The sequence below is a fragment of the Streptomyces sp. ACA25 genome, assembly GCF_028200735.1.
Classification (GTDB): domain Bacteria; phylum Actinomycetota; class Actinomycetes; order Streptomycetales; family Streptomycetaceae; genus Streptomyces.
Genome location: NZ_JAQKPV010000009.1, coordinates 267,562 through 287,520, shown reverse-complemented (window position 1 = coordinate 287,520; position 19,959 = coordinate 267,562). Strand labels below are relative to the sequence as shown.

Annotated in this window: 17 protein-coding genes; 14 read left to right on the top strand and 3 right to left on the bottom strand. The window is 70.5% G+C overall.

All coding sequences use genetic code 11. The features are described from left to right. Positions 1 to 36: 36 nt before the first annotated feature. A complete protein-coding gene (locus PJ985_RS16325) occupies positions 37 to 1,836 on the bottom strand; it encodes a glycoside hydrolase family 15 protein (protein WP_271684499.1) in 1,800 nt (599 codons plus the stop codon). A gap of 365 nt (positions 1,837 to 2,201) precedes the next feature. Here PJ985_RS16325 and PJ985_RS16320 point away from each other — a divergent pair, with 365 nt between their 5' ends. From PJ985_RS16320 to der, 13 genes are all read left to right on the top strand, one after another. Further along, positions 2,202 to 3,860, top strand: coding sequence for a CTP synthase (locus PJ985_RS16320; RefSeq protein ID WP_271684498.1), 1,659 nt, complete (start codon positions 2,202 to 2,204; stop codon positions 3,858 to 3,860). A gap of 3 nt (positions 3,861 to 3,863) precedes the next feature. Beyond that, the gene (locus PJ985_RS16315) at positions 3,864 to 4,496 is read left to right on the top strand and encodes an NUDIX domain-containing protein (protein WP_271684497.1); all 633 of its coding nucleotides are present in this window, start codon (positions 3,864 to 3,866) and stop codon (positions 4,494 to 4,496) included. An 86-nt stretch (positions 4,497 to 4,582) separates the two neighbouring features. Continuing rightward, the gene (locus PJ985_RS16310) at positions 4,583 to 6,679 is read left to right on the top strand and encodes a tetratricopeptide repeat protein (RefSeq protein WP_271684496.1); all 2,097 of its coding nucleotides are present in this window, start codon (positions 4,583 to 4,585) and stop codon (positions 6,677 to 6,679) included. 181 nt (positions 6,680 to 6,860) lie between these two features. Continuing rightward, positions 6,861 to 7,976: an alanine dehydrogenase gene (gene ald / locus PJ985_RS16305; RefSeq protein ID WP_271684495.1), complete on the top strand. Its 1,116-nt coding sequence runs from the start codon at positions 6,861 to 6,863 to the stop codon at positions 7,974 to 7,976. A gap of 467 nt (positions 7,977 to 8,443) precedes the next feature. After that, on the top strand, positions 8,444 to 9,478 hold the full coding sequence (locus PJ985_RS16300; RefSeq protein ID WP_443033496.1) for a ParA family protein: 1,035 nt from the start codon (positions 8,444 to 8,446) through the stop codon (positions 9,476 to 9,478). Then, positions 9,463 to 10,083 (top strand): hypothetical protein, encoded by a 621-nt coding sequence (locus tag PJ985_RS16295; RefSeq protein WP_271684493.1) that lies wholly within the window; start codon positions 9,463 to 9,465, stop codon positions 10,081 to 10,083. Before PJ985_RS16300 ends, PJ985_RS16295 begins: the two co-directional genes overlap by 16 nt. Before the next feature lie 27 nt (positions 10,084 to 10,110). Beyond that, complete coding sequence (locus tag PJ985_RS16290; protein ID WP_271684492.1) at positions 10,111 to 11,157, top strand: segregation/condensation protein A; 1,047 nt, start codon at positions 10,111 to 10,113, stop codon at positions 11,155 to 11,157. Then, positions 11,154 to 11,864, top strand: coding sequence for an SMC-Scp complex subunit ScpB (gene scpB, locus PJ985_RS16285; protein ID WP_271684491.1), 711 nt, complete (start codon positions 11,154 to 11,156; stop codon positions 11,862 to 11,864). The genes PJ985_RS16290 and scpB overlap by 4 nt, the downstream gene beginning before the upstream one ends. Next, positions 11,864 to 12,919, top strand: coding sequence for a pseudouridine synthase (locus tag PJ985_RS16280; RefSeq protein ID WP_271684490.1), 1,056 nt, complete (start codon positions 11,864 to 11,866; stop codon positions 12,917 to 12,919). The genes scpB and PJ985_RS16280 overlap by 1 nt, the downstream gene beginning before the upstream one ends. Positions 12,920 to 13,023: 104 nt before the next feature. Then, positions 13,024 to 14,109: a prephenate dehydrogenase gene (locus tag PJ985_RS16275; RefSeq protein ID WP_271684489.1), complete on the top strand. Its 1,086-nt coding sequence runs from the start codon at positions 13,024 to 13,026 to the stop codon at positions 14,107 to 14,109. A 123-nt stretch (positions 14,110 to 14,232) separates the two neighbouring features. Continuing rightward, a complete protein-coding gene (gene cmk, locus PJ985_RS16270; RefSeq protein WP_271684488.1) occupies positions 14,233 to 14,931 on the top strand; it encodes a (d)CMP kinase in 699 nt (232 codons plus the stop codon). 53 nt (positions 14,932 to 14,984) lie between these two features. Further along, on the top strand, positions 14,985 to 15,608 hold the full coding sequence (locus PJ985_RS16265; protein ID WP_443033495.1) for a lysophospholipid acyltransferase family protein: 624 nt from the start codon (positions 14,985 to 14,987) through the stop codon (positions 15,606 to 15,608). A gap of 4 nt (positions 15,609 to 15,612) precedes the next feature. Next, entirely contained in the window at positions 15,613 to 17,082 is a 1,470-nt protein-coding gene (gene der / locus PJ985_RS16260) for a ribosome biogenesis GTPase Der (RefSeq protein ID WP_271684486.1), read from the top strand. Between the two features lie 396 nt (positions 17,083 to 17,478). On the opposite strand, the gene PJ985_RS16250 is transcribed toward der, so the two are convergent. Then, positions 17,479 to 18,249 carry a hypothetical protein gene (locus PJ985_RS16250; protein WP_271684514.1) on the bottom strand — a complete coding sequence of 257 codons (771 nt, stop codon included), beginning with the start codon at positions 18,247 to 18,249 and terminating at the stop codon, positions 17,479 to 17,481. Positions 18,250 to 18,684: 435 nt separating this feature from the next. Here PJ985_RS16250 and PJ985_RS16245 point away from each other — a divergent pair, with 435 nt between their 5' ends. After that, positions 18,685 to 18,900, top strand: a complete 216-nt coding sequence (locus PJ985_RS16245) for an I78 family peptidase inhibitor (RefSeq protein ID WP_271684484.1) — start codon at positions 18,685 to 18,687, stop codon at positions 18,898 to 18,900. A 6-nt stretch (positions 18,901 to 18,906) separates the two neighbouring features. Here the strand turns inward: PJ985_RS16245 and PJ985_RS16240 are convergent, their stop codons facing one another. Continuing rightward, positions 18,907 to 19,878: a phosphatase PAP2 family protein gene (locus PJ985_RS16240; RefSeq protein WP_271684483.1), complete on the bottom strand. Its 972-nt coding sequence runs from the start codon at positions 19,876 to 19,878 to the stop codon at positions 18,907 to 18,909. Positions 19,879 to 19,959 lie beyond the last annotated feature (81 nt).

The window sequence follows — 19,959 nt, the reverse complement described above, 5'->3', positions numbered from 1 at the left end:
CGGTGGGGCGAGGCCCCCGACCCGGGCGGCGTGCGCTCAGCCGTAGGCGCCGGAGGCGGTCAGCCGCAGCGCGGTGTCGATCATCGGCACGTGGCTGAAGGCCTGCGGGAAGTTGCCCACCTGGCGCTGGTGCTTGGAGTCCCATTCCTCGGCGAGCAGACCCAAGTCGTTCCGCAGCCCCAGAAGCTTCTCGAAGAGCTGCCGCGCCTCCTCGACCCGGCCGATCATCGCCAGGTCGTCGGCCATCCAGAAGGAGCAGGCCAGGAAGGCCCCCTCGTCACCCTCGAGCCCGTCGACGCCCGCATCCTCGCCGGCCGTCGGGTAGCGGAGGATGAGACCGTCCTCCGTGGACAGCTCGCGCTGAATGGCCTCGATGGTGCCGATCACCCGCTTGTCGTCCGGCGGCAGGAATCCCATCTGCGGGATGAGCAGCAATGACGCGTCCAGCTCCTTTGAGCCGTAGGACTGGGTGAAGGTGTTGCGTTCCTTGTCGTAGCCCTGCTCGCAGACCGTGCGGTGAATCTCGTCCCGCAGCTCGCGCCACCGCTCCAGCGGGCCGTCCACCTCACCGGACTCGATGAGCTTCACCGTCCGGTCGACGGCCACCCAGGCCATCACCTTGGAATGCACGAAGTGCCGGCGCGGACCGCGGACCTCCCAGATCCCCTCGTCCGGCTCGTCCCAGTGATCCTCGAGGTAGGCGATCAGCTTGAGCTGGAGCAGGTTCGCGTGGTCGTTGCGGGCGATTCCGGTCATGTGCGCCAGGTGCAGCGCCTCGGTGACCTCGCCGTAGACGTCCAGCTGGAGCTGGCCGGCGGCGCCGTTGCCGATGCGCACGGGAGTGGATCCCTCATAGCCCGGGAGCCAGTCCAGCTCGGTCTCGCCCAGTTCGCGCTCGCCCGCGATGCCGTACATGATCTGCAGGTTCTGCGGATCGCCCGCCACCGCCCGCAGCAGCCACTCCCGCCAGGCCTTGGCCTCGTCCCGGTACCCGGTCCGCAGCAGCGACGAGAGGGTGATCGCGGCATCCCGCAGCCAGGTGAAGCGGTAGTCCCAGTTCCGGGACCCGCCGATCTCCTCCGGCAGGGAGGTGGTGGGAGCGGCGACGATCCCACCCGTGGGGCCATAGGTCAGGCCCTTGAGCGTGATCAGCGACCGGATCACCGCTTCCCGGTAGGGGCCGTGGTAGGTGCAGTGCCCCACCCACTCCCGCCAGAACTCTTCGGTCGCCTCGAGTGAGGCCTCCGGCTCGGGGCGCGGTGGCGGTGACTTGTGTGAGGGCTGCCAGCTGATCGTGAAGGCCACCCGTTCACCCGGCGACACGGTGAAGTCCGAGTACGTGGTCAGATTCTCGCCGTAGGTCTCCGCGGTGGTGTCCAGCCACACCGAGTCGGGTCCCGAGACGGCTGCCGTCCGGTCCTCCACCCGGTGCACCCAGGGCACCACCCAGCCGAAGGAGAACCGCATCCGCAGCACGGACCGCATCGGCACGCGTCCGCGGACGCCTTCGACGATGCGCACCAGTTGCGGCGCGTCATGCCCACGGGGCGGCATGAAGTCCGTCACCCGGACCGTGCCCCGTTCGGTGTCCCATTCCGATTCCAGGATCAGGGAGTCGCCCTTGTACCGGCGCCGGGTGGCGCGCGGCGGCTCCTCCTCGCCGTGGGCGGGTCCCATCCGCCAGAAGCCGTGTTCCTCGGTGCCCAGCAGGCCCGCGAACACGGCGTGGGAGTCGAACCGGGGTAGACACAGCCAGTCCGCAGAGCCATCCCTGCCGACGAGGGCGGCGGTCTGCATGTCCCCGATGAGTGCGTAGTCCTCGATGCGCCCTGCCACCTGCAACTCCAGTTGAACTGTGCCCTTGCCCCGCAGGACAGGTCGTACGTCGTGCTATGGCATGCTCCGCCGCGTCTCTCCCGCGTGAGCGTCCGAGCAGAATACGCGGCAGTGAGCTGATCCGTGCGACGGTCGCCGAAGATGGACCGGCACGGGGGAGCCTGTTGTCCGGTTCCCACCGGAACGGGATGATCCGCTCCGTCGGACGCTCGGGCCGCACCGTGCTCCAGGAGCACTGATACCCTGGTAGCCCGTGGACCGGAGGGCAGGAAACCCCCGAACCGCAGCGACGGCACCCCGAGCATCCATCAACGGGGCGCCGGTGTGCAAATAACCTCGCGACCACGGGAGCGCCCCTCTTGGCCATGCCGCCCAATCACTCCACGACCAAGCACATCTTCGTCACCGGAGGCGTCGCTTCCTCCCTCGGCAAGGGGCTCACCGCATCCAGCCTGGGAGCCCTGCTCAAAGCGCGGGGGGTGCGGGTCACCATGCAGAAGCTCGACCCGTACCTGAACGTCGACCCCGGCACCATGAACCCGTTCCAGCACGGCGAGGTATTCGTCACCAACGACGGCGCCGAGACCGACCTGGACATCGGTCACTACGAGCGCTTTCTCGATGTCGACCTCGACGGCAGCGCGAACGTCACCACCGGCCAGGTCTACTCCACGGTGATCGCCAAGGAACGGCGGGGTGAGTACCTCGGTGACACCGTCCAGGTGATCCCGCACATCACCAACGAGATCAAGCACCGTATCCGGCGGATGGCCGCCGAGGACGTCGACGTGGTGATCACGGAGGTCGGCGGCACGGTGGGGGACATCGAGTCCCTGCCCTTCCTCGAGGCGGTCCGCCAGGTCCGGCACGAGGTCGGCCGGGACAACGTCTTCGTCGTGCACATCTCCCTGCTGCCGTACATCGGGCCCTCCGGGGAGCTGAAGACCAAGCCCACCCAGCACTCGGTGGCCGCTCTGCGCAACATCGGTATCCAGCCGGACGCGATCGTGCTGCGTGCCGACCGGGAGGTGCCGGTTTCGATCAAGCGCAAGGTCTCCCTGATGTGCGACGTGGACGAGGCCGCGGTGGTGGCAGCCATCGACGCCAAGTCGATCTACGACATCCCCAAAGTGCTGCACAGCGAAGGGCTGGACGCCTACGTGGTGCGCCGCCTCGACCTGCCTTTCCGGGACGTCGACTGGACGCAGTGGAACGACCTGCTGCGCCGGGTCCATCAGCCGGATCACGAGGTCACGGTCGCGCTCGTCGGCAAGTACATCGACCTGCCCGACGCCTATCTCTCGGTCACGGAGGCGATCCGGGCCGGCGGCTTCGCCAACAGGGCGCGGGTCCGTATCAAGTGGGTCACCTCCGACGACTGCCGCACCGCGGCCGGGGCTGCGGAGCAGCTGGCGGACTGTGACGCGGTGTGCGTTCCCGGCGGCTTCGGCGACCGCGGGGTGACCGGCAAGGTCGCGGCCGTCACTTACGCCCGGGAGAACGGCATCCCCCTGCTGGGTCTGTGCCTGGGCCTGCAGTGCATCGTCATCGAGGCCGCCCGGAACCTGGCAGCCATCGACGGCGCGGACTCCACCGAATTCGACCAGGGTGCGGCGAGCCCGGTGATCTCCACCATGGAGGAGCAGCTGGACATCGTCGCCGGTGAGGGGGACATGGGCGGAACGATGCGGCTCGGCCTGTATCCGGCGAAGCTCGCCGAGGGGTCACTGGTACGGGAGCTCTACGGGGGTGAGCCCTATGTCGAGGAGCGGCACCGTCACCGGTACGAGGTGAACAACACCTACCGTGCCGAGCTGGAGAAGAAGGCCGGCCTGGTGTTCTCCGGTACTTCTCCCGACAACAAGCTCGTCGAGTACGTCGAGTACCCGCGGGAGGTTCACCCCTTTCTGGTAGCCACCCAGGCACATCCGGAGCTCCGTTCCCGTCCCACTCGTCCGCACCCGCTCTTCGCCGGCCTGGTCAAGGCGGCCGTCGAGCGGCAGAGCGCGCAGCGGGAGGCCTGAGCCGTGCCGGCAGAGCTGCACGACACCCCTGCCGCGTGGCCGGTGACCGCCACCGCCACGCCGTTCACCGGCAACAAGACCAGTGTCCGCACCGACGAGGTGCGGATGCCGGATGGTGCTGTTGTCCGCCGGGACTACCAGGTGCACCCCGGTTCCGTCGCGGTCCTCGCCCTCGATGACCGCGACCGGGTCGCCGTCATACGGCAGTACCGGCATCCGGTGCGCCACCGGCTCTGGGAGATCCCGGCGGGCCTGCTCGACGTTCCCGGTGAGAACCCGCTGCACGCGGCGCGCCGTGAACTGTACGAGGAGGCGCACATCCAGGCGGAGGACTGGCGGGTCCTCACGGACGTGTTCACCACTCCGGGGGGATGCGACGAGGCGGTCCGCGTGTTTCTGGCCCGCGAGCTCTCGGTGGTGGAAGGCGACCGGTACGAGGTCTCCGAGGAGGAGGCTGATCTGGAGCACGCCTGGGTTCCGCTCGACGAATTGATCGGCGCGGTACTTGCCGGGGAGCTGCAGAACACCTGTCTGGTGGTCGGAGTGCTCGCGTTGCACGCCGCCCGCACGGCGGACGGTCCCGGCGCCCTTCGCCCGGCAGACGCGCCCTGGCCCGCACGGCCTTTCGAGTCCTGAGAGAGATCGGTTCCCTATGTCCCGTTATGGCATGTTTTGACGTGTCCTGGATGGTGAGGTGAGCGGATTGGCATACGCTCGGTCCTGTGACGGAACAGGCGGTGCACAGCAGTGGTGCGGCGCAAGGGCTGGACTCCCCGGACGCGGCCGGGTTTCTCGGCCGGCGCCGGGAACTGGCGGCCCTCCGCGCCGACATCGGTCGGTCAGGGCTCGACACGCTGGCCGGCCGGCCGGCCGCCCGCAGCCGGGTTCTGCTCGTTGCCGGGCGGCCCGGCACCGGGCGGACCGCTCTCGCCGAGGAGTTCGCCCGACAGCGCACCGTCACCGGGGAGTACCCGGACGGGGTGCTGCGGGCCCGGCTGACCGACCCTGGTGGCGCTCCGGTGCCCGTGGAGCGAGCCGCCCGTGACCTGCTCGGCGCGCTGGGTGCCGTGGCACCGGCCGGCGCCGCGGACGACGAGCTCACCGAGGCCCTGCGCGCCGCTCTGGCGGAGCGCAGGGCCCTGCTGCTGCTCGACGACATCAGTACCCCCGAGCAACTTGTCGAACTGGTGCCGGACAACCGGGACTGTCTCGTGCTGGCAGTGGCCCGCGGGCCACTCACCGGAGTCCCCGACGTCCGTCCGTGCACAGTCGGCTCCCTCGACCAGCCTTCCGCGATCCGGCTGCTCGCCCGCGGCGCCGGCCCGGTCCGGGTCACCGTCGATCCCCGGGCGACCGAGAGCCTGGCCGCTGCCTGCGCCCATCTGCCCGCGGCGCTGGTGCTGGCGGGCGGCTGGCTGACGGCGCACCCCGACGCAGCGGTCGCCGACGCAGCCAAGCGGCTCGCCGATCCTCCGGCGGACGGCATGGAAGGCGCCGAGGAGCCACTCGCGCTGGCCTTCCGGCTCGCCCACTCCGCCCTGCCGCTGCCGGCCGCCCGTATGCTGCGGCTGCTCACCCTCGCTCCGGCCGGCCGGGCCGATGCCCAGACGGCCGCCGCCCTGGCGGGCTGCTCCGTCGCTGCCGCCCGCGACCTCTTGCGGGACTTCGCACGGCTGGGGCTGCTGCGGACGGTTTCCTCGGCCCGCCCGGCGGCCGGCGTGCTGCGGGAGGAAATCTGCGGGGGTCCGCAGTATCTCGTCCCCGGGTGTCTCGATCCCTTTCTGCGCAGGCTGCTGAACGACCGGGAGCGGCCGGCGGAGGTGTTGCTGGCCCGGGCCCGGATGCTGGAGCGGGTGGTCCGGCAACTGCGGTCGTGCCGGGCGGTGACCGAGCCGCTGGGCTCTCCCGCCCGCAACTGGCTGGCCGGGCTGCCCGGCTCCCTGCGGTTCGAGGGCCGCGGGGCTGCCGCCGGATGGCTGGAGTCCCGGCTGCCCGCTCTGCTGGCTGCCGCCCGGCTTGCGGTGGCCGACGGGGAACTCGACACCCTCGCCCGGCGGCTGATCGCGGCACTCACCGCTGCCCTGGTGGCACACCGCGGGCCGGAAGCCGCCGCCCCCGAGCTGTACCGGCTGCACGAACTGGTCCTGGGTGTGGCGGAACGGCAGAAGCTGCCCCGCGAACGGGCTGCGGCCCTGCTCAATCTCGGTGATCTGGACAGCAGGACCGGGCGGGTCCCCGGCGCACTGGAGCGGTATCGCTCCGCGCTCGCCGCCGCACGGTCGGAAGGGGAACAGGCGGACCCGGTGGCTGTCGGCCGGGCGTTGGAGTCCATCGGGGGCACCTACGCGGAGCTCGGCGATTGGAAGCGGGCCGCGGACTGGTACGGCCGCGCGCTGGTTCTCACCCAGTCCCGGCGGGACGTCCCTGCTCAGGCCCGCCTGCACGGCCGGATCGGAGCCGTCCTGACCTTCGACGGGCAGTGGGGGGAGGCGCTGGTGGCTTGGCGGGCAGCGGCTGCCGCCCACCGCAGGCTGGGGGACGCCCGGGCGCACGCCCGGGCGCTGGCCGAGGCGGCCCGGGTGCAGGAGTATGCCGGCCGTCCCGAGGAGTCCCTGCGGACCTGCGGGGCAGCGCTCCGGGCGGCGGAGCAGGCCGGAGACAAACGGCTTCAGGGGGCCCTGCGGCTGCGGCTCGCTGACGGCGCGGAACGGCAGGGGCGGGTCTCCGAGGCGGAGGGGCACCGAGCCGCCGCCCGGTTGCTGCTGCGCTATTCCGCCGCAGGCTCGGCAACACTCAGCACTACTGACGGTCACGCCTAAGAAACGTAGACAACATCGAAAAAGACTAGTCGATTGCAAGGCTGGACACGAGTCGATCCTTCATTAAGAATGGCGGGGCCGCGGTCGTCCGGCTGCTTCCGGTATCCACCCCATATGCCGGTGCATCCCGAAAGGCCGGTATCTTCATCAACCCTCCGCAACCCAAGGACCGTGATCGAACGTGCAGGTCGGCATCCCCCGCGAGGTAAAGAACAACGAGTTCCGTGTGGCCATCACCCCGGCCGGAGTGCACGAGCTCGTCAGGCACGGCCACCAGGTCACGGTGGAGCGGGGGGCCGGATCCGGCTCCTCCATCAGTGACGAGGAGTACCAGCGGGCGGGGGCCCTGATCCTCGACACCGCAGACGAGGTGTGGGCCGGTGCCGACCTCCTGTTGAAGGTCAAGGAGCCCGTTGCCGAGGAGTACCACCGGCTCCGCAAGGACCAGGTGCTCTTCACCTACCTTCACCTGGCTGCCTCCCGTGAGTGCACGGATGCCCTGCTGGCGTCCGGCACCACCGCCATCGCCTACGAGACGGTGGAGACCGCGCGACGTGCGCTCCCGCTGCTGGCTCCGATGTCGGAGGTGGCCGGCCGTATCGCCCCGCAGGTCGGCGCCTATCACCTGATGCGCTCGGCCGGTGGCCGGGGCGTGCTCCCCGGGGGCGTCCCGGGGACCGCGGCCGGTGAGGCGGTGGTGATCGGAGCCGGGGTTTCCGGCTGGAACGCCATGCAGGTCGCTCTCGGCATGGGCTTCCATGTGACGCTGCTGGACACCGACGTCAGCAAGCTGCGCGAGGCGGACAAGATCTACGGCGGTCAGGTGCAGACCATCACCTCCAACACCTTCGAACTGGAGAAGGCCGTGCTTGCGGCGGACCTGGTCGTCGGCGCGGTGCTGATTCCCGGCGCCAAGGCACCGAAGCTGGTCTCCAACGACCTGGTGTCACGAATGAAGTCCGGAAGTGTACTTGTCGACATTGCGATCGATCAGGGTGGCTGTTTCGAGGACTCCCGGCCGACGACACACGCCGAGCCCACCTTCCGGGTGCACGGCTCCGTCTTCTACTGCGTCGCCAACATGCCGGGCGCCGTGCCGAACACCTCCACCTACGCGCTGACCAACGCCACGCTGCCGTACATCGTGCAGGTGGCGAACCGTGGCTGGCGGGCGGCCCTTTCTCGTGACGCTGCCCTTGCGCAGGGCCTCAACACGCATGAGGGGGAGGTTTTTTACACCCCGGTTGCCCAAGCGCACGGGCTTCCGCACGCCGAACTGAACACCCTCCTGGGCTGACGGGCGGGCCCTCGGGCCGACGCGTCAACCTGGCACGTCTCGTTCACCCGGCCGGATCTCTCCTCAGGGATCCGGCCGACGGGGCGTCAGGGGCCTCGACGCGCGCGGGTGACTCGTCGTGAACTTGACCATTCGGCCGATTCGTCGCCGCGGAATCATCCAGGTGATGCGCCATGTGCCCTTGACAGAGGGCCGGTCAATCACCGACAGATCGGTACCGGTCCGGCGGATTGTGTTGCTGCGGACCACCGACACGCCATAGAGTCGCCAAACGTCGGCATGGTGCCACGCTGACTCTGTCGAGAAATATCCTGGTCCCCAAGGAGGTAGGACGACTTGTGAATGAGTCGACATTCACCCCCGGGGGACGGCTTCCAGGAGCACCGCAGCGGATCGTCCCCCCGGTAATGACGGGCAGGGGACCCGTTGCCGTCCAGTCTTCCGCAACCCACCAGAGTCCACCGAGCATGACAGCCCATCAGAGCACGGAAGGCCATACTCCGAACGCTATGGCCCGAGACCGTACGGGAGGCGACCATTCTCGCCTGCCCTCATACGAAGACATCGCCGACGGGCAGTTCTACGACCCCGACGCGGAGTACGAACCCGACCCGGAGTACGCGGCCACCATCGCACCGGACGCCGCCCGGCAGCGCCGGGAACGCATCGGGCCCACCGGCCGTCCGCTCCCGTACTTTCCGATCCCCGGTCCGCTGACCGAACGCGGTCCGGCCAAGGTGATCGCGATGTGCAACCAGAAGGGAGGGGTCGGCAAGACCACCTCGACCATCAATCTGGGCGCTGCGCTCGCCGAATACGGGCGCCGGGTGCTGCTGGTCGACTTCGATCCGCAGGGAGCCCTGTCCGTGGGCCTCGGCGTCAACCCGATGGAGCTCGACCTCACGGTCTACAACCTGCTCATGGAGCGGGGTATGGCACCGGACGAGGTACTGCTGAAGACGGCGGTCGCAGGGATGGACCTGCTGCCCAGCAACATCGACCTGTCCGCGGCCGAGGTGCAGTTGGTCAGCGAGGTGGCAAGAGAATCCTCGCTGCAGCGGGCACTCCAGCCGATGCTGAACGATTACGACTTCATCGTCATCGACTGCCAGCCGTCCCTCGGCCTGCTCACGGTCAACGCGCTCACCGCTGCGCACAAGGTGATCGTTCCGCTGGAGTGCGAGTTCTTCGCGCTGCGCGGCGTCGCACTGCTGACCGAGACCATCGAGAAGGTCCAGGAGCGCTTGAACCCGGCTCTGAGTCTGGACGGGATCCTGGCGACGATGTACGACTCCCGCACCGTGCACAGCCGGGAGGTGCTGGCCCGTGTGGTCGAGGCGTTCGACGACAGCGTTTACCACACGGTCATCGGGCGCACCGTCCGCTTCCCCGAGACCACTGTCGCCGGTGAGCCGATCACCACGTATGCCTCCAACTCCGTGGGGGCTGCTGCTTACCGTCAGCTTGCCAGGGAGGTGCTCGCCCGGTGCCACGCAGAGTGAGTCTGCCGGCAGCCGACGAACTGTTCCGCACCACCGGAGGGGCTGCCGTGCAGTCCTCCACTCCGCACGACCCCGGCGGTACCGCCTCCGCCTCCCCGGGCCGCGGGGAGGCGGAGGACCGGCTTTCCGGCCGGGAAGAGGAACGTCGGTCCGGCCGGAAAGCGAGGACCGGAAGCGACGGTGACCGTTCCGGCGGCGGACCGGATAAGGCGGAGAGAGCCGGGCGGGAAGAGCCGGAGGTTCGGCCCGCTCGGGACACCCCGGTGCCGGCCCAGGCGATGCGGGAGGCCGCCCGGTCCGGCTCCCGGTCCGGATCCTCCGCCGGTGACTCCGGCAGGAGCGGGCAGCCGTCCGGCACAGCCCAGCGGCGCGGCCGGGCGGCCCGCCGTCCCACCGGTCGCGAGCGGCACGACGAGAAGATCACGGTCTACGTCTCTGCCGAGGAGTTGATGGACCTGGAGCACGCCCGCCTGGTGCTCCGGGGAGAGCACGGCCTGGCGGTGGACCGCGGCCGGATCGTGCGTGAGGCGGTCGCCGTGGTGCTTGCCGATCTGGAGTCCCGCGGCGACGCGAGTATTCTCGTCCGCCGCCTCCGGGGTCGATGACCTTTGGGGCGGTAATGTGCCCCCGCGATGAGCTTGTCCGACCCTGACCCCTCCGACCCCCGGATCCCTCGCCGACCACTCGGCCGCGGCCCCGGGAAGGCGGACACGGCTCCCTCCGGCGAGCCGCAGTCCGTCGGCTCTTCTCCCGGGCCTCGGCGGGACGCCGGCCCCGCTCCGGACACCGAAGCCGCCCGGGGGCCGGAGCCCGAAAGGCCCGAGCCGGCTGCGGAACCGAACGAGGGAGCCGCGGCCGGTGACGGTGGGTTCACGATTGTCCTGGACAACTTCGAAGGTCCTTTCGACCTGCTTCTCCAGTTGATCTCCCGGCACAAGCTGGACGTCACCGAGGTCGCCCTGTCCAGGGTCACGGACGAGTTCATGACGCACATCCGCGCCAAGGGGCCGGACTGGGACCTGGACCGCACCACCGAGTTCCTGGTGGTGGCCGCGACACTGCTGGACCTCAAGGCGGCCCGCCTGCTGCCGGCTGCCGAAGTGGAGGACGAGGCGGACCTGGCCCTGCTGGAGGCCCGCGACCTCCTCTTCGCCCGTCTGCTGCAGTACCGCGCGTACAAGGAGATCGCCGACATCTTCCAGGACCGGATGGTGTCCGAGACCCGCCGGCACCCTCGCACGGTCGGTCTGGAGCCGCAGCACGCGGCTCTCCTGCCGGAGGTGGTCCTCAGCCTCGGGACCGAGGAATTCGCGCGGCTCGCCTTCCGGGCCATGCAGCCGCGGCCGGAACCCCGGATCTACATCGAACACATCCACGCCCCGCTGGTGAGCGTCCGGGAGCAGGCCGACGTGCTGATCAGCCGCCTGCGGGAAGTGGGCGAGGCCGACTTCGCCGACCTCGTCCGGGACGCACCGGACACCCTGACCGTTGTGGCCCGGTTCCTCGCCCTGCTGGAGCTCTACCGTGAGCGGGCAGTGTCGCTCGACCAGACGGAGGCCCTCGGGCCGCTCACCGTGCGCTGGAGCGGAGCCGACACCACGCGGCCGCTGGTGACGGGTGAGTTCGACGAGGAGGACACGGGGACGGACGGACGTGCCGAGCGGAGAGGGAGCCGATGACCGAGGGAACCCCTGACGAGCCCGGAGCCCACGGCGTCCCGGGCGGCGCCCGCCGGGAGTCGCGGCGCCCGCCGGGCGCCACGCACCGCGCGGTTGCGGAACTGGCACTCGCGCCGGCCCTGGAAGCGGTGCTCCTGGTGGTCGAGGAACCCGTCACCGAGGAGCACCTCGCCAGGGTGCTGGGCCGGCCGAAGCCGGCCGTAGCGGCCGCCCTGCGTGAGTTGTCGGAAGACTACGCACGGCAGGGCCGCGGCTTCGAGCTGCGGTTCGTCGCCGGCGGCTGGCGGTTCTACACCCGCCCCGCCTACGCGGAAGCGGTCGAGAGCTTCGTGCTGGACGGTCAGCAGGCACGGCTCAGCCAGGCCGCCCTGGAGACCCTGGCGGTGATCGCCTACCGGCAGCCGGTCAGCCGCTCCAGGGTCTCCGCGGTCCGCGGAGTCAACTGCGACGGGGTCATGCGCACCCTGCTGCAGCGCGGCCTGCTGGAGGAGGCGGGCACCGAACCCGAAACAAGTGCGATCCTGTACCGGACGACGCATTACTTCCTGGAGCGGATGGGCCTGCGCGGCCTGGAAGAGCTCCCGGAACTCGCGCCCCACCTCCCCGAGGCGGACGCGGTCGAGGCCGAGAGCCAGGAGGGAGTGCCGTCGTTCGACGTGGATTCAGAAGAATCAGACGACAGCGGCAACCTCCAGACGGAACACTGATGCGAAGCAGCGGCAGGAACAGCAACCGGAACAACCGGGGCGCGGGCAAGGGTCGCGACGACCAGAAAAAGCGCGCGGAGCGGCCGCGTCCCGAAGCCCGCCGGTACGAACAGGCCGGTCAGGAGGGCGGGCCCGGGGCCCGCCCGGCCGGCGCGGGCAAGGGGCAGGGCGGCAAGCCCGGGGGCCGCCCGGCCGGCGCGGACAAGCAGGGCCAGGGTGCGCGCAAGCGTTCCGCTCCCGCGCGCCCCCGCGAGTACGAGGCCCAGATTGAGGAACGCAACCGCAGCAGACACACCAAGCCTGCCCTCAAGCTGCCGAAGACCTTCGGGGAGCCGGAGGGGGAGCGGCTGCAGAAGGTTCTGGCCCGGGCAGGCATGGGCTCCCGGCGGGCCTGTGAGGAGCTCATCGACCGGGCCAGGGTCGAGGTGAACGGCAGCATCGTCCGGGAGCAGGGCATGCGCGTCGACCCGGAGAAGGACGAGATCAAGGTCGACGGACTGACCATCGCCACCCAGTCGTATCTGTTCTTCGCCCTGAACAAGCCCGCCGGGGTCGTCTCCTCCATGGAAGACCCGGACGGCCGTCAGTGCCTGGGCGACTACGTGCAGAACCGGGAGACCCGGCTCTTCCACGTCGGCCGCCTGGACACCGAGACCGAGGGTCTCATCCTGCTCACCAATCACGGGGAGCTCTCCCACCGGCTGACCCACCCGCGCTACGGCGTGACCAAGACGTACCTCGCCGCCATTCAGGGACCGCTGCCGCGTGACCTCGGCAAGCAGCTCAAGAGCGGCATCCAGCTCGATGACGGCTTCGCCCGGGCCGACCATTTCCGGGTGGTGGAGAACACCGGTAAGAACTACCTGGTCGAGGTGTCCCTGCACGAGGGCCGCAAGCACATCGTCCGGCGCATGCTGGCCGAAGCCGGATTCCCCGTCGACAAGCTGGTGCGCACCCACTTCGGGCCGCTCGCCCTGGGCGACCAGAAGTCCGGGTGGCTGCGCCGGCTGACGCAGCCCGAGGTCGGCCGGCTCATGAAGGAGGTCGGTCTCTGACGGACCGGGGGACACCACGCCGGTGGCGGAGCACCGGTGCGGTGTCCCCGGGCTGCTTCCGGCGGCCGTACGGAAGGGCCGCCGCGGCCGATTAGGCTGGGGCGATGCGCACCGCACTCATCATCGGGACCGGTCTGATCGGTACCTCCGCAGCCCTCGCCCTCACCGGCAGGGGTGTGCGGGTGCATCTGCAGGATCATGATCCGGGGCAGGCCCGCACCGCTGCCGCTCTGGGGGCGGGCACCGAGGAGCCCGCCGAGGGGCAGGTCGACCTGGCCCTCGTCGCGGTACCCCCCGGGCACATCGCCGCGACGCTGGCCGCCGCGCAGAACAGCGGCCTGGCCCGCGGCTACCTCGACGTCGGCAGCGTCAAGGGCCGGCCGCGCCGGGAGCTCGCAGCCCTGGGGTGTGACCTCACCTCGTACCTGGGCACCCATCCGATGGCGGGCCGTGAGCGCTCCGGGCCGCTGGCCGCCACCGCCGACCTCTTCGAGGGCCGCCCCTGGGTCCTCACTCCCACCGCGGACACCGACACCGAAGTGCTCAATCTCGCTCTGGAGCTGGTCTCCCTGTGCCGGGCCGTGCCGGTCGTCATGGATGCGGAGGCCCATGACCGGGCGGTCGCGCTGATCTCCCATACTCCGCAGCTGCTCTCCAGCCTGGTCGCCGCCCGGCTGGAAGACGCCGGAGAGGCCGCCGTCCGGTTGTGCGGACAGGGCATCCGTGATGTGACCCGCATCGCGGCCTCGGATCCCCGGATGTGGATCGACATCCTGTCCGCCAACCCCGGGCCGGTCGCTGAGGTCCTGATCGAGGTCGCGGAAGACCTTCAGGAGACGGTCCGCTCACTGCGCGCGCTGGAGTCCCCGGACAAGACAGAACGGGACAGCGGAGCCGCGGGAATCGAGGCCGTGCTGCGGCGTGGGAACGCGGGGCGTGAGCGGGTGCCGGGCAAGCACGGTGCCGCCCCGTCGGTCTATGAGACGGTCGCCGTGCTCATCTCCGACGAGCCCGGCGAGCTGGCCGGGATCTTCGCCGACGCGGGCCGGGCGGGCATCAACATCGAGGACGTCCGCATCGAACATGCCACCGGCCGGCAGGCGGGGCTCGTGCAGCTCATGGTCGAGCCCGCAGCGGCGCCACTGCTCAGCGCCGCGCTGCGCGACAAGGGCTGGTCGATCCGGCAGTAGGTCTGCCCCCACCCGGAGATCCGGGGCGACCAGCGCCCGCCGCGAACGGATACCCTTGCTGCGGGCTGCCGCGCCCGCCACTTCCTCCCGTGCTCGAGCAACTGCAGAAAGGTGTGCACCATCGTGGCTGCAACCACCACCGCCGTCGTCGTCGCCATCGACGGCCCGTCCGGCACGGGCAAGTCGAGCACGTCCAAGGCCGTGGCCGCCCGGCTGGGCCTCGGGTACCTCGACACCGGTGCGCAGTACCGCGCGTTCACCTGGTGGATGCTGCGCCACGGCGTCGACGTGAACGACCCGGAGGCGGTTGCCGCCGTGGCTGCCAAGCCGACCGTGGTCTCGGGGACCGACCCCCTCGCCCCGACGATCACCGTGGACGGCGCCGATGTGGCCCGGCCCATCCGGACCCAGGAGGTCACCGGCGCGGTGAGCGCGGTGAGCGCGGTCCCGGAGGTGCGAGCCCGGATAACCGCGCTGCAGCGCCGGATCGCCGGGGACGCCGGGGACGGAATCGTTGTGGAGGGCCGGGACATCGGCACCACGGTGCTGCCGGACGCCGATGTGAAGATCTTTCTGACCGCCTCGCCCGAGGCCCGCGCGGCCCGCCGCAATGGTGAGCTCACAGGGGCGCCAGGTGCCGCCGGAATCGAGGCGACCCGGGCGGCACTCGCCCGGAGGGACGCCGCGGACTCCAGCCGCAAGACCTCGCCGCTGGCCAGGGCGGAGGACGCGGTCGAGGTGGACACCACCGAGCTGACTCTCGAGCAGGTCGTCGAGTGTGTCGTCACGCTGGTCGCCCAGCATGGGCAGCAGGTCCGGTGACGGCTCCCAGCCCGCGCGGAGCAGCGGTCGGACGACGTGTCGGGATCGGCCTGATGCGGGGTCTGTGGAAGCCTCGGGTACTCGGTGCCTGGCGGGTGCCCGCGACCGGGCCGGTGATCCTGGCCGGTAATCACGTGCACAATCTCGACGGCCCGATGATCATCGGTACCGCGCCGAGGCCCGTGCACTTCCTGGTCAAGAGCGAAGCGTTCGCCGGTCCGTTCGGCCCGCTGCTGCGCGCGCTCGGACAGGTGGAGGTGAACCGGGAGAGCGCCGACCGGGCCGCAGTCACCGGGGCCCTGCGGGTACTCGCCCAGGGCGGCGTGCTGGGCATCTTCCCGGAGGGGAGCCGGGGGGAAGGCGACTTCGCGGAGCTCCGGTCAGGGCTGGCCTACTTCGCCCTGCGGTCAGCGGCGCCCGTCGTCCCGGTGGCCGTCCTGGGTTCGAAGGAGCGGCGAAGCCGGGCGCTGCCCGGCCTGCCACCGCTGCGCGGGCGGATCGACGTGGTCTACGGCGAGCCCTTCCGGGCCGGCGACGGAAGCGGACGGCGTACCCGGGCGGCGCTGGACGACGCGACCCGGCGCATCCAGCGCCGGCTGACCGCACACCTGGAGGAGGCCGGTTGCCGTACCGGCCGCCGGGTGCCAACGGACTTTGCATACCAGGACGAGGGCTGAACTCATGACCGATCGTAATCACCCGGGCGACACCGAGGGGCACGGTGCTCTCGGTGATGCCGAGTACGCCGAGTTCGTGCAGCTCGCCGCGGAAGAGGGTTTCGACTCCGAGGAGATCGACAGTGAACTGGCTGCCGCGGCGGGGGCGGGCCGGCTGCCGGTACTCGCCGTCGTGGGGCGTCCCAACGTCGGCAAGTCGACACTGGTGAACCGCATCCTCGGCCGCCGCGAAGCGGTGGTCGAGGACCGCCCCGGAGTGACCCGTGACCGGGTCACCTATCAGGCCGAGTGGGCGGGGCGCCGCTTCAAGGTCGTGGACACCGGTGGCTGGGAGCAGGACGTGCTGGGCCTGGAAGCGGCCGTGGCCGCACAGGCCGAGTTTGCCATCGCCGCGGCCGACGCGGTCGTCTTTGTCGTCGACGCCACGGTGGGTGCCACCGACACCGACGAGGCAGTCGTCAAGCTGCTGCGCAAGAGCGGAAAACCGGTAGTCCTGTGCGCCAACAAGGTGGACGGCCCTTCCGGGGAGGCCGACGCGGCGTACCTCTGGTCGCTGGGTCTGGGCGAACCGCAGCCGGTCTCCGCTCTGCACGGCCGCGGCACCGGCGATCTGCTGGACGTCGTCCTGGAGGCCATGCCGGAGGCACCGCCGGAGACCTTCGGGGACCTCTCCGGCGGTCCGCGCAGGGTCGCGCTGATCGGCCGCCCGAACGTCGGCAAGTCCTCCATGCTGAACAAGGTCGCGGGGGAGGAGCGGGTGGTCGTCGACAAGACGGCGGGGACCACCCGGGACCCGGTGGACGAACTGATCGAGCTGGGCGGTAAGACCTGGCGGTTCGTGGACACCGCGGGCATCCGGCGCAAGGTGCATCTACAGGACGGGGCCGACTACTACGCCTCGCTGCGTACCGCGGCGGCGCTGGAGAAGGCCGAGGCCGCCGTCGTGCTCATCGATGTCACCGAGCCCATCAGTGTCCAGGACACCCGGATCATCTCGATGGCCGTGGACGCGGGCCGCGCCCTGGTCATCGCGTACAACAAGTGGGACACCCTGGACGAGGAGCGTCGCTACTATCTGGAACGGGAGATCGAACGCGATCTGGTGCAGGTGCAGTGGGCTCCGCGGGTGAACGTTTCGGCGCACACCGGCCGGCACCTGGAGAAGCTCGTGCCGGCCATCGAGACCTCCCTGGCCAACTGGGAGAGCCGGGTGCCCACCGGCAAACTGAACGCCTTCCTCGGGGAGATCGTCGCCTCGCATCCCCACCCGGTGCGGGGCGGGAAGCAGCCCCGGATTCTGTTCGGCACCCAGGCGGGTACGAGGCCGCCGCGTTTCGTGCTGTTCGCCTCGGGCTTCCTGGAGGCCGGCTACCGCCGCTTCATTGAGCGGCGGCTGCGCGAGGAGTTCGGATTCGAGGGCACACCGATCCAGGTGTCCGTGCGAGTCCGCGAGAAGCGCGGCCGGAAGAAGTGACAGCCGGCCCGGCTCACAGGGGGTGTGAGCCGGGCTCCGAGCTGCCGGGGGGCAGGGCCGGAGGAAATCTGTGAGGCGGGAGCCGGAGAGCACCCGGCCCAGGGGGGCCGGGGCTTCTGCCGAACTCCTCGAACCGCAGCTCGTCCTCCTCGCTGCGGTCCCCGGGGAGGGCGCGGAAGAGTCTGCGGTACTCCGCACAGAGCGCGTCGTAGATCGGTGTGGCCGAACCACTCGCGGACTGCTCGTACGAAGGACGCATGCCGGGAATGGGCCGGTACCGGCGGGACGGCTCGGGGCGGGGTTCAAAAGGCTGCACGCCCGTCCAACGATCAGGCGGTCCGGCGGATGCGGGGAGCAGCCGCCGGGCACCTGAATGCCCCTGTGACGCGGGCCCGCTCAGGTGCCGGCCAGCGGCATCGCCGCGGCGACCAGGACTCCCCCGGCCGCGGCCTTCTCGAGCGCTTCCCGCAGCAGGTCCTCACGGGGCTGCTGGCCGATGGCGCCGGCCGGTGCGGCGTAGAGGAGGATGCTCTGTCGCTGGGCCGCGCCGGTGCGCCAGGCATCCGTCACCGGGAGCGGCTCGTGGGCCTGCCACCAGGGGCCGTCCCCGCCGGGCTGCAGCACGGCGTGCAGCTGCCCCATGGCCAGGAGCACCGACCAGCCGGGCAGCACCGGCGGGGCCTTCTCCAGATCGGTCACGGGCATGAAGCCCTGCTCGATGAGCAGCGGCAGAAAATCGTCGCCCGGCCCTTCCGAGCCGGGGCGTGCGATGGGTCCGTCGGGCTCCACCACAAGCGCCGAGTACACCTCGTCGTCCACCAGCACCTGGCCACACGTCACGCCGAGCACGGCCTGGCCGGGCGGGGCCTGTGTGTGCTCTCCGGAAAGGACTTCACCGGTGATGGACCGGACAGCTCCCTGCAGTTGCTCCTCGGAGACGGCGACCACCTGCGAGGCGAAGCACTTGGCGTGCGCGAAGGCCAGCACGGCTGTCTGTTCCCCGACGAAGAGCACTGTGCTCGTGTGCTCCGTCCCGGTGTCGCCCGGAGTGCGGCACGACGTGCAGTCGTAGCTGCCCGGGGCGCTCTCACCGGCGAGCAGCCGTTGGGCTTCCTCTTCACCGATCTCGGCACGTACGTCGTCGCTGACGTCGAGCAAGGGGGACACAGGCACTCCTCGGTTCCTCGGGATCTTCGCCGCCGCGGATCGGCTGCGGCTTGGATGCGCAGTGCTCAACGCCGGAGGGCCGCTCGGAGTCACGCCTGCCGGTGCACGAATCGGACCGGGCGTCCCGCACCGGACGGGCGGGGCTGTCCGATCCCCCGTCGGCCGAAGGACCACGGAATTCTCTTCTGCAATGACCGTCGAGGGCCACCGATGACCGGTGCGGAATTGTCGGGGAGAGTGCCAGGAAATCCGCGTTCCCGGCCTCGGACAAGGCCCGGTGGGACCGGACGGCACCGAATTCGGGGTACCGCCGTAAGAGTGATGGACTGCCGTTGCCGGGGCCACCGTGAGCGCGCGGGCTTGTGACAGAAGTGTGACAGTGCGCGAGTCCGGACGGTACTTCCGGGTGACGACGGCAGGCCGTACGGTGGCGCCATGGCACCTGTACCTTCCGACGCGGGGACTCCTCGCGACAATCCCGACGACTACCTCGGCCTCCCGGCCGGCCGCGCGGAGCAGCAGGCGCACGAACGCGGCTGGACGACAGTGCGAGTCCTGCCTCCGGACGCGATCATCACCATGGAGTACCTGAGCGGACGACTGAACCTCGCCGTCAAGGACGGCGAGGTCGTGCGCTGCTGGCCGGGCTGACCCGGCTCAGTGGCTGCCGACCGGCCGGCCGGGCCGGTCGGCACGCACCGGATGCGTGCGCTCCGGGGCCCGCAGCCGCGCGGTGCTGAGCCGAGGACCGGTGCGCCGGGCGACTCCGGCCGTCACTGGCTCCGGGTCGCCGCGGCGGGCGGGCGGCCCATCGGGCAGTGCGGCACCCACCGGATGCAAGGGCTGGGAGGCCAGCGGTGGAAGCCCTGCCGGGCTGTCGGGCGTGCCGGGCACCAGCCGGGCACGAAGCCGGTCCCGAAGGGTGAGGATGCGCACCTCTGCCCGTGCGATCAGCGGCTCGCACCACGGCAGTGCGAGCAGCACCAGCAGGCCGGCGGCCCAGCCGAGCAGCACGTCGCTGACCCAGTGCGTGCCGAGGTAGACCGTGGTCGCGCCGACGCCCAGCGCGAACACCGCCGCGATCACCGACAGGACCCGGCGGGCCTGGGGGGTGGTCGCCAGGTAGGCGAGGATGCCCCAGGTGACGACAGCGTTGGCGGTGTGCCCGGACGGAAATATGTCCCCGGTCAGGAACATCTCGTTGGAACCGACCACGTTCGCGTAGTGCGGCCCTTCCCGGCCCATGCCGATCTTGGCCGCTCCGACCGTCACGTTCAGCAGGAGGAGGGCGGCGCCCATGATCAGCAGAGGGCGCAGCGTCCGCTGCCGCCAGGAACGCCAGCCCAGCCAGGCGGCGATCAGTACCGCCGTGGGTCCGCGCTGGCCCAGGACCACGAAGTAGTCGAGGAAGGCATGCACCTCGGGCCACTGCTTGTAGGGCCGGAAGAGCATGACCTGCCAGTCGATCCGGACCAGCCAGGAGGTGCTCAGCACCGCCGCCACGATGACCCCGTAGAAGGCCAGGATGGCGCCCAGGAGCGACCGCCGGACGCGGCTCATGCCGGGAACCGGTGCGTCGGGACGCTGAGGCTCCTGCTCCAGGCGGGCAAAGATCTGGTGGGTACGCACTCGCTCAAGATTACAGGCGGTGATAGGAGGGCTTCGACTTGAGCTCGCCTTTGTGATCCCCATGTGATGAAATCGCGATCC

Bases quoted from the DNA above. Each gene is read 5' to 3' on its own strand.
- PJ985_RS16320 (WP_271684498.1), top strand. From the start codon at position 2,202: ATGCCGCCCAATCACTCCACGACCAAGCACATCTTCGTCACCGGAGGC.
- PJ985_RS16300 (WP_443033496.1), top strand. From the start codon at position 8,444: ATGACAGCCCATCAGAGCACGGAAGGCCATACTCCGAACGCTATGGCC.
- PJ985_RS16290 (WP_271684492.1), top strand. From the start codon at position 10,111: ATGAGCTTGTCCGACCCTGACCCCTCCGACCCCCGGATCCCTCGCCGA.
- scpB (WP_271684491.1), top strand. From the start codon at position 11,154: ATGACCGAGGGAACCCCTGACGAGCCCGGAGCCCACGGCGTCCCGGGC.
- PJ985_RS16280 (WP_271684490.1), top strand. From the start codon at position 11,864: ATGCGAAGCAGCGGCAGGAACAGCAACCGGAACAACCGGGGCGCGGGC.
- PJ985_RS16275 (WP_271684489.1), top strand. From the start codon at position 13,024: ATGCGCACCGCACTCATCATCGGGACCGGTCTGATCGGTACCTCCGCA.
- PJ985_RS16265 (WP_443033495.1), top strand. From the start codon at position 14,985: ATGCGGGGTCTGTGGAAGCCTCGGGTACTCGGTGCCTGGCGGGTGCCC.
- der (WP_271684486.1), top strand. From the start codon at position 15,613: ATGACCGATCGTAATCACCCGGGCGACACCGAGGGGCACGGTGCTCTC.
- PJ985_RS16245 (WP_271684484.1), top strand. From the start codon at position 18,685: ATGGCACCTGTACCTTCCGACGCGGGGACTCCTCGCGACAATCCCGAC.